This is a genomic window from Streptomyces colonosanans, from assembly GCF_001866645.1.
GTDB classification, from domain to species: domain Bacteria; phylum Actinomycetota; class Actinomycetes; order Streptomycetales; family Streptomycetaceae; genus Streptomyces; species Streptomyces colonosanans.
The window spans coordinates 1-6,999 of the sequence record NZ_MLYP01000080.1; the positions used below are offsets into that span (position 1 = coordinate 1).

The window sequence follows — 6,999 nt, forward strand, 5'->3', positions numbered from 1 at the left end:
TCGCAGCACTAGAGGGAATCCCCCGCGTGACACGGCTGGGGCCCGCCTCTTGACGGAGGCGGGCCCCAGCCCTGTACGACGGCTGTCCGTCAGTCGATCGACGGCCTCTCGCGCCGCTCCGTGCCACCGTTGTTACCGGAGGATCCGGTGCCACCACCGCCCGAACCGCCGCCGAACGGGCCGAAGTTGCCGATGGCGCCGGACAGGCCCTTGAGGGCGTCGCCGATCTCGCTGGGGACGATCCAGAGCTTGTTGGCGTCGCCCTCCGCGATCTTCGGCAGCATCTGGAGGTACTGGTAGGAGAGCAGCTTCTGGTCGGGGTCGCCGGCGTGGATGGACTCGAAGACCGTACGGATCGCCTGGGCCTCGCCCTCGGCGCGCAGAGCGGCGGCCTTGGCCTCACCCTCGGCACGCAGGATCTGGGACTGCTTCTCACCCTCGGCGGTGAGGATGGCCGCCTGGCGCGTACCTTCGGCGGTGAGGATCGCCGCGCGCTTGTCGCGGTCGGCGCGCATCTGCTTCTCCATCGAGTCCTGGATGGAGGTCGGGGGCTCGATGGCCTTCAGCTCGACTCGGTTGACGCGGATGCCCCACTTGCCGGTGGCCTCGTCGAGGACGCCGCGCAGGGCCGCGTTGATCTCCTCGCGGGAGGTGAGGGTGCGCTCCAGGTCCATGCCGCCGATGATGTTGCGGAGCGTGGTGACGGTGAGCTGCTCGATGGCCTGGATGTAGCTGGCGACCTCGTAGGTCGCGGCCCGGGCGTCGGTGACCTGGTAGTAGATGACGGTGTCGATGTTGACGACCAGGTTGTCCTGGGTGATCACCGGCTGCGGCGGGAACGGCACGACCTGTTCGCGCAGGTCGATGCGGTTGCGGATGGAGTCTATGAACGGGACCACGATGTTCAGGCCCGCGTTCAGTGTCCGTGTGTAGCGGCCGAACCGCTCGACGATGGCCGCACTCGCCTGTGGGATGACCTGGATCGTCTTGATCAGGGCGATGAAGACCAACACCACCAGAATGACCAGGACGATGATGATTGGTTCCATCGTTTCCCCGTACCCCTTCTCCGCCTCGGCGCCTGTGGAAGATCTTATGCTTGTTGAAGATCTTGCTGCTCGAGTCTGACAGACCGTCGTGCGCCCTGTGGGCTGTTCGGTTCAGTTGGGTCCTACGAGGTCACATGACGAGTGCGGTGGCCCCCTCGATGTCCACGACGTCCACCTCTTCACCGACTTCGTAGGCACGCTCGGTGTCGAGGGAGCGCGCCGACCAGACTTCGCCGGCGAGTTTGATCCGGCCGCCGTTGCCGTCGACGCGTTCCAGGACGACGGCCTGCTTGCCCTTCAACGCATCGATGCCCGTGGCGAGTTGGGGCTGGTGGCTGCGATGCCGGGCCGCAATGGGCCGGACCACCACGATGAGCGCGACGGAGACGATGGCGAAGACGGCCACTTGGAGGACGGCACCGCCTCCGAGACCACTGACCACGGCGGCCGCCACGGCACCCACCGCGAGCATGCCCAGTTCCGGCAGCGCGGTGATCACGAGCCCTATGCCGAGTCCCGCCGCGCCGATCAACCACCACACCCACGCGTCGATGTTCACGTGGTCATGGTAGGCCCGCGGGTGCGGTCGCGGACAGGGCGCCGACGGAGACGGACGGGCTTGTTACCGGGTTTGCGGACGGGTCCGCCGACGGCTTGCCCCAGGGGTCCCGGAGCACCTCGGGGCACATCGTCCGGTGCGGGTCAGGACAGGGGCAGGCCCTGGGCCGTCCAGCGGTCGCCGACCTGTTCGACGACGAGCGGAAGGCCGAAGCAGTGGGAGAGGTTGCGCGAGGTGAGTTCGAGCTCCAGCGGGCCCGCGGCGAGCACCTTGCCCTGGCGGATCATCAGGACATGGGTGAAGCCGGGGGCGATCTCCTCGACGTGGTGGGTGACCATGATCATGGAGGGGGCGATCGGGTCGCGGGCGAGGCGGCCGAGGCGGCGTACGAGGTCCTCGCGGCCGCCGAGGTCGAGGCCGGCGGCGGGCTCGTCGAGGAGGAGCAGCTCGGGGTCGGACATCAGGGCGCGGGCGATGAGGGTGCGCTTGCGCTCGCCCTCCGAGAGGGTGCCGAACATCCGGTCCAGGTACTCGCTCATGCCGAGGCGGTCGAGGAAGGCGCGGGCGCGCTGCTCGTCGACGTCCTCGTACTCCTCCTGCCAGCCGGCCGTCATGCCGTACGCGGCGGTCAGCACGGTCTGCAGGACCGTCTGGCGCTTGGGGAGCTTCTCGGTCATGGCGACGCCGGCCACGCCGATGCGCGGGCGCAGCTCGAAGACATCGGTGCCGGGCTTGCCGAGGGTCTCGCCGAGGATGGTGGCGGTGCCCTTGGTGGGGAAGAGGTAGCTCGACGCGACGTTCAGGAGGGTCGTCTTCCCGGCGCCGTTCGGGCCGAGGATGACCCAGCGCTCACCCTCCTTGACCGACCAGGAGACCTGGTCCACCAGAGCGCGGCCCTCGCGGACCACGGATACGTCCTCCAGCTCCAGAACATCGCTCATGAGCGCGTCGTCTCCCCTTGCAGTGTGGCCAGTGTCGGCTCTCGCGTACGCCTGCGGGCGCGGTACGCCACGCCGGTGGGCGCAGCCCCCCATGAAATCTACGCCACCGGTCACCCCGCCCATTCCATAGGTCGGGTCCTTAGGGTGGGGAGCATGCTCTTGGAACCACGCTCAGGACGGCTGACCGCCTGGGGAAATGCCCTTTTGGCCGGACTTGTCCCGCCGGACGACGCCGCGTCGGCCATCGTCGCGGACGATGCGCTGCACCGGGTCGAGGGGCTGCCGGGTGAGTCGGCGCCCGTCGGTCTCACGCTGGCGCTGGGGCGGCTGCGGAGGCTGGGGGTGACCGGTCTGCGCCTCGCGCTGCCCGCGCCGGGGCATCCACTGGGGCTGAGCGGGCCGCCGGAGTTCAACACGCGGGCGATGGACGCCGAGGAGGCGGTGGTCTGTCACGGAGCCGCGTTCGGACTGGTGCCTGAGGTGCACGAGGCGGGGCCGGTCGGTGATGTGCACGTCGAGATCGTCTGGCGCTGTCTGCCCGTGCGGGAGGCGCCGCCGGCCGACGTGCCGTCGCTCGGGGAGGCCGAGCGGGAGCTGGCGGAGGCACTGCGCGAGGCGACGGAGCTGCTGTCCCGGCTGGACGTGGCGGGGTCGGGGCCGGCGGCAGAGGCCGCGATCGACGCGTACAGGGCGCGGGCCGAGGCGGGGCGCGAGGTGCTGGCGCCGGGGTATCCCCCGCGGGCGGCTCGGGTGCTGGAGCTGGCCCAGCGGGTGGGGTTGCTGATTTCGGTGGCGTGCGAGAACGGGCACGGGGGTGCGGTGAGCGCCTCCGAGATGGCGGCGCGGGCCGAGGCGTTGCGGCCGGTGGAGCGGACGGCCCGGCGGGCGCAGGTCGCGGCGTACAACTCCGTCGTGGAGGCGCGGGAGATGCGGTGACCGGGGGCTCGGTGTGGCCCGGGACCGTGGTCCGGGCGTTCACGCCCGGGAGGAATGGCATCTTTCGCCCCCGACCGCGCAGGGGTCCGGTGGTCTCTTCGTATCCGTTCGCGAGCCTGCACGGCACGAACCGGCTTGCCGGGGATACGGCTCAGAGGGCACTGCCCGAACGGATGTCGCTGGGCATGCCCGGAGTGGGGCCCTGTCAGCGGTCCCGCGCCGCTGTACGGCGGATGTGACTTCGGCACGACAGCCAGCCGTGACCCAGGAGCACGAACCGGTGTGACCGACCGAGTCGACAAGCTCGGTCGTTCACAGACCGGAGCGGAACCTTCCGTACGGATCGGCCGCGCCGGTCAGCCGTCCACCCCATTGCGTACGGCCCAGAGCGCGGCCTGCGTGCGGTCCGCGAGGTCGAGCTTCATCAGGATGTTCGAGACATGCGTCTTGACCGTCTTCTCCGACAGCACCAGCGCGCGGGCGATCTCCCGGTTCGACCGGCCGTCCGCGATCAGGCCCAGCACCTCGCGCTCCCGCTCGGTGAGCGAACCGCCCCTCCCCTGGCCCGGGTTGCTCTCCTCCTGGGACAGCAACGCGCCGGCGACCTCCGGTTGCAGCAGAACGTGCCCCGCGTGCACCGAGCGGATGGCTCCGGCGAGTGCGTCGGGGTCCACGTCCTTGTAGACGTAACCCGCGGCGCCCGCACGCAGGGCCGGGACGACGGTGCGCTGCTCGGTGAAGCTGGTGACGATCAGCACGCGCGCGGGGTGGTCGAGTTCGCGGAGTCTGCGCAGCGCCTCGATGCCGTCCATGCCCGGCATCTTGATGTCCATGAGAATGACATCGGGTGTCAGCTCCTGCGCTCGGGCGACCCCTTCGGCGCCGTCGGAGGCATCTCCGACGACCTCGATGTCGTCCTGCACTTCGAGGAACGTGCGCAGACCGCGGCGGACCACCTGGTGGTCGTCGACGAGCAGCACCTTGATTGGGTCAGCCACCGGGGACCTCCATCTCGATCGTGGTGCCCTTCCCGGGCGCTGATTCCACGGTCAGCATGCCGCCGACCCCGCTCGCCCGGTCGCGCATGGAGACGAGCCCCAGATGGCGTCCCGCGCTGCGGACCGCCTGGGGTTCGAAGCCGCCGCCGTCGTCGATGACGCGCAGGACGGCGCCCGGACCGCGCTTCACCAGGGTCACGTCGACCCGCGCGGCTCCGGAGTGCCGCAGGGCGTTGTGCAGGGCCTCCTGGGCGACGCGCAGCAGTGCCTCCTCCTGGGCGGCGGGGAGTGCGCGGACACCGCGGCTGATGAAGGTCACCCGTGCGGTGTGGGCGCGGTCGAGGACCTGGACCTGGGTGCGCAGGGTGGCGACCAGTCCGTCCTCGTCGAGGGCCGCGGGGCGCAACTCGACGACGGCGGTGCGCAGTTCGTCGGCTGCTTCCGCGGCGAGCACGGCCACCTGCTGCAGCTCGCCCTTGGCGCGGCCCGGGTCGCGGTCCACCAGGGCGGCGGCGGCCTGAGCGGTGAGGCGCAGGGAGAAGAGCTTCTGGCTGACCGCGTCGTGCAGCTCGTGGGCCAGTCGGGAGCGTTCCTCGGCGATGGTCAGTTCGCGGCTGCGCTCGTACAGCCGGGCGTTGGTGAGGGCGATCGCGGCGTGCTGGGCGAGGATCGACAGCAGCTCCTCGTCCTCTTCCGTGAACCCGCAGCCGCCCTCGGGTTTCGGACAGCGCTTGTTCGCGAGGAACAGCGCACCGATGCTCTCGTCACCATCGCGGATGGGCAGACCGAGGAAGTCCGACATCTCGGGGTGGGTGCTCGGCCAGCCCTCGAAGCGGGGGTCCTTGCGGACGTCGGCGAGCCGTTCCGGCTTCGCCTCGCGCAGCATCGCGGCCAGGATGCCGTGCTGGCGCGGAAGCGGGCCGATGGCCTTCCACTGCTCGTCGGTGACACCGTCCACGACGAACTGGGCGAAGCCGCCGTGATCGTCCGGGACTCCCAGCGCCGCGTACTCCGCGTCGAGCAGCTCGCGGGCGGAGGCGACGATCGTCTTGAGGACGTCGCGCACCTCCAGGTGTCTGCTCATGGCCAGCAGCGCGGAGCTCACCGCGTACAGGCCCGACCGGGGTTCGTGGCTCATGACCTCACCGTACCGGCGAGGTGTGACAGGGCGTATCCGTCCCGTGGCGGCCTCGCCTGGGCCGATGGACGTAGGACGAAGGACCCCTGACTTCTCGGCCCCGTCCGAGGCGACCGGCGGGATCCGGCGGACGGTGTGCCGCCGAGGTGCGGGAACCGGCCGGGAAGGGCCCACACACGCGTGGATCAGGAGGGGCACCACGCGCGCGTGAATCAAGCGGAGCGCGACGTGCGCTCGCGGCTGCGAAGAGTCGCCGGCCCGGTGCCACCCACGGCGCGAACTCGGTGACGCCCGTCTCCTTCTACCCCGGAAAACCCCTTACGCAGAGAATTGCTACCGCAACTCCACGTGAGGATCCAGCGCCCCGGGGTGTGAGGCCACGCATAGGGCGCACATCACATACGAAGCAGCATAGGAGGCAGGTCGGCCCCATATGAACGGGGTAGATGCTCCGATCTGCCCAGTTTTGCCCTCCCTGCCTCCACTATCGCGGATCGTACGTCACACCTTTGCATTGCGGTTTTGCGGTCGCTAAGAATTGCTCCTGTCGCTCGGCGCCGCGGTTCATGTCCGCGGCGCTTGTGCTGGAACACCACTGTCCCCGCCGGTGCGAGAGCGACCTCCGCGCAATACGAAGAGGTCCATCCCGTAATGCTGAAGAACATCAACTTTCGTGGTCATAGTCGTAACCTGACCAAGGTCCAGAAGCTGTCCCTCTCCGGTGTGGCCGCCGTGGGTGCCGCCGCCATCGCGATCACCGCGATGCCGGGCCAGTCGCAGGCCGCCCAGAGCAGCACGACGCAGGCCGCCGCGGCGCAGACCCCGGCGACGTTCGGCAACAAGCCGGTCAAGGACATCAAGGCCAGCGTTACCGACCAGAAGGCTGGTGCAAGCCTGAAGGCCGAGGCCGCCGTGGCGAAGCAGAAGGCCGCGCAGGAGCGCAAGGGCCAGGAGTCCGTCAGCCGCTCCACGGAGCGCGTCGAGCTCCAGCCGGTCGCCGCCAAGACCTACGCGAACAACCTCGACGGCTGGATCCGCCAGTCCCTCGACATCATGAGGGCAAAGGGCATCCCGGGCTCCTACCACGGCCTGCACAAGAACATCATGCGGGAGTCCTCGGGTAACCCGATGGCGATCAACAACTGGGACATCAACGCCCGCAACGGCATCCCGTCCAAGGGCCTGCTCCAGGTCATCCAGCCGACCTTCAACGCCTACCACGTGGCCGGCACCTCGAAGAACATCTACGACCCGGTCGCGAACATCACCGCCGCCGCCAACTACGCGGCCGACCGGTACGGTTCGATCGACAACGTCAACAGCGCGTACTGAGGCAGGCGCGGACCTCAGGTCGTACACGCGGAAAGGGCGGCACCCC

At 69.5% G+C, this 6,999-nt stretch carries 6 protein-coding genes and 1 pseudogene; 2 read left to right on the forward strand and 5 right to left on the reverse strand.

The window, feature by feature from the left end; genetic code table 11:
* Window positions 1-89 precede the first annotated feature (89 nt).
* From BIV24_RS27245 to BIV24_RS27255, 3 genes and pseudogenes are all read right to left on the reverse strand, one after another.
* Window positions 90-1,049 carry an SPFH domain-containing protein gene (locus BIV24_RS27245; RefSeq protein ID WP_071369122.1) on the reverse strand — a complete coding sequence of 320 codons (960 nt, stop codon included), beginning with the start codon at window positions 1,047-1,049 and terminating at the stop codon, window positions 90-92.
* 130 nt (window positions 1,050-1,179) lie between these two features.
* Complete coding sequence (locus BIV24_RS27250; protein ID WP_071369123.1) at window positions 1,180-1,608, reverse strand: NfeD family protein; 429 nt, start codon at window positions 1,606-1,608, stop codon at window positions 1,180-1,182.
* 410 nt (window positions 1,609-2,018) lie between these two features.
* Window positions 2,019-2,672, reverse strand: a pseudogene (locus tag BIV24_RS27255) (ABC transporter ATP-binding protein); the annotation flags it as partial.
* A gap of 30 nt (window positions 2,673-2,702) precedes the next feature.
* On the opposite strand from BIV24_RS27255, the gene BIV24_RS27260 reads away from it, so the two are divergent.
* Window positions 2,703-3,485 carry a hypothetical protein gene (locus tag BIV24_RS27260; RefSeq protein WP_071369125.1) on the forward strand — a complete coding sequence of 261 codons (783 nt, stop codon included), beginning with the start codon at window positions 2,703-2,705 and terminating at the stop codon, window positions 3,483-3,485.
* A 356-nt stretch (window positions 3,486-3,841) separates the two neighbouring features.
* Here the strand turns inward: BIV24_RS27260 and BIV24_RS27265 are convergent, their stop codons facing one another.
* Together BIV24_RS27265 and BIV24_RS27270 are read right to left on the reverse strand one after the other, a co-directional pair.
* Window positions 3,842-4,483 (reverse strand): response regulator, encoded by a 642-nt coding sequence (locus tag BIV24_RS27265; protein WP_071369126.1) that lies wholly within the window; start codon window positions 4,481-4,483, stop codon window positions 3,842-3,844.
* The gene (locus BIV24_RS27270; RefSeq protein ID WP_071369127.1) at window positions 4,476-5,621 is read right to left on the reverse strand and encodes a GAF domain-containing sensor histidine kinase; all 1,146 of its coding nucleotides are present in this window, start codon (window positions 5,619-5,621) and stop codon (window positions 4,476-4,478) included. The genes BIV24_RS27265 and BIV24_RS27270 overlap by 8 nt, the downstream gene beginning before the upstream one ends.
* 651 nt (window positions 5,622-6,272) lie before the next feature.
* Between BIV24_RS27270 and BIV24_RS27275 the strand changes: the two genes are divergently transcribed.
* Window positions 6,273-6,953: a transglycosylase SLT domain-containing protein gene (locus BIV24_RS27275; RefSeq protein ID WP_071369128.1), complete on the forward strand. Its 681-nt coding sequence runs from the start codon at window positions 6,273-6,275 to the stop codon at window positions 6,951-6,953.
* Window positions 6,954-6,999 lie beyond the last annotated feature (46 nt).